The organism is Massilimicrobiota sp. An105, assembly GCF_002161155.1.
GTDB classification, from domain to species: domain Bacteria; phylum Bacillota_I; class Bacilli_A; order Erysipelotrichales; family Coprobacillaceae; genus Allocoprobacillus; species Allocoprobacillus merdigallinarum.
In genome coordinates this window covers 1-1,751 of sequence record NZ_NFLY01000101.1, presented here as the reverse complement: position 1 = coordinate 1,751, position 1,751 = coordinate 1, and the positions used below count along the sequence as shown (strand labels likewise).

At 27.6% G+C, this 1,751-nt stretch carries 1 protein-coding gene; it reads right to left on the bottom strand.

The window, feature by feature from the left end; genetic code table 11:
- Positions 1 to 170: 170 nt before the first annotated feature.
- Entirely contained in the window at positions 171 to 1,472 is a 1,302-nt protein-coding gene (locus B5E48_RS13360; RefSeq protein WP_087305632.1) for an ISL3 family transposase, read from the bottom strand.
- Positions 1,473 to 1,751 lie beyond the last annotated feature (279 nt).

Sequence of the window (1,751 nt, the reverse complement as noted above, 5' to 3'; positions counted from 1 at the left end):
TCATATAATATTAGAGACAAAGTCTCCAACATTATAATAATATAAAAAAGACCACCTATAATATAAAAGGTGGTGCAGTTGCGTATATTCAATAATATCATCTCAGTGGTGTAGTTGTTAAAATTGGTGGTGCACTTTATGCTATTGATGGTGCAGTTCATTGCAAATAATCAATTTTCATTTATTAGATATTTTTCATATTGGTTTTGTGAATAAATGAATTTGTTCCTGGCTCTTTTAAAATTGCTTAATCCATTTGCATTACTTATAATTTTCTTTATATAGTTATTCTTTCCTTCTATAGGTCCGTTTGAAAGTCTTCTTCCATCATACCAATGAAATGAATTTAATATCTCCTGTTTCCAGTTTGTGAGTGTCTTTGCACATTCAATCATCTCCTGTATATTTGATAATTTCATTCTTTTTATTAATGAATCGAATTCTTTTGTTTTTTTATCTATATCAAATGTCTCCTGATTTTCATTATTGAAGTTGATGTATTCTTCTTTTATTTTATAGGCTTCATTGAGTATAGGATTAATTTGAAGGATTCTTTCCTTTAAGCCTAGTTCAGTTGTTGTATATCCTAAAACTCTATCATAGTAGAATTTTTCAAAGTTTAAACTGTCTTCATTTTTAAGAATAATATAATATCTGCTTTTAAGAAGTTTGTAATCTACAGAATTTTTAAGTTCATCAGTAGAATACTTCTTCATGATTCTTTTTCTTACCTGATTCAATGAATCATTAACTTTTTTGACTACATGAAAAGGATCAACGCAGATAATAGCACTTTTAAAAAAATTATGAATAATGAACTTATAATTAGAATACATATCTATAATGATATATTTAACTTGATTTCGTTCTTCAAGAGGAATGTGGAAGAAATAGTCATAAAGATCTTCACTCCATCTGGATTCCACAATATCAATAATATATTTTTTAGAAAAATCCATAATCATAAAAGCATATTTCTTTTTTGCATGTCTGTTGAAATAGAATTCATCAAAACAGAGGATATGAGTAAGAGTTTTTCTTTTGATTTGAACATGTCTATCGAAGATATCAACAACAGTAGAAACAGAAACACCATATTTTTTAGCTACAGAAGAAAATGTAGAAGTGTAAGGTTTCAAATCATTAAGAATATTGATAACAGTAGAAGCAGTAAGGATATGTCTGGTACCAGTAAAGGGAGAATATTCAACGAAGGACTTGCCACAGTCCTTGCAGCAATAACGACGTTGTTTATAGAAAATAAAAGAATGAGAATGAATTAAAACTTTATGATTTAATTTTCTGATTTTATAATCTTTAATTCTATCGGTTAAAGAACCACAATGAGGACAAACCTGAATAGATCTTTTAAGAATAATAATAAAATCAGAAGATTCAGTTTTGGTAATAGATTCAATAAAATCCAAATCTTTTTCTTTTAAATCAAGAAGTTTAATGATAAAATCGTTCATGAGGAACCTCCTTTCAAGATATAAATGTCTGCAAACATATATTATATCAGGAGGTTTCTTTTTATTATGAAATTACCCCATTTAGAAATTAAAGCAGAAAAAGGCAAACCCCGTAATAAAATTAAAGGTTAAGGTTTACCCCGCGATTATTTAATATACCAGTATATTAGACTAGGTGACTCTTTTTTTATTTCTGTAATTCTTGTGGTATGACTATATGCACTCTTTATTATTATGCAAAAAAAGCGCATAAAGCCCCTGTTGATTTTTTTTCGTTTT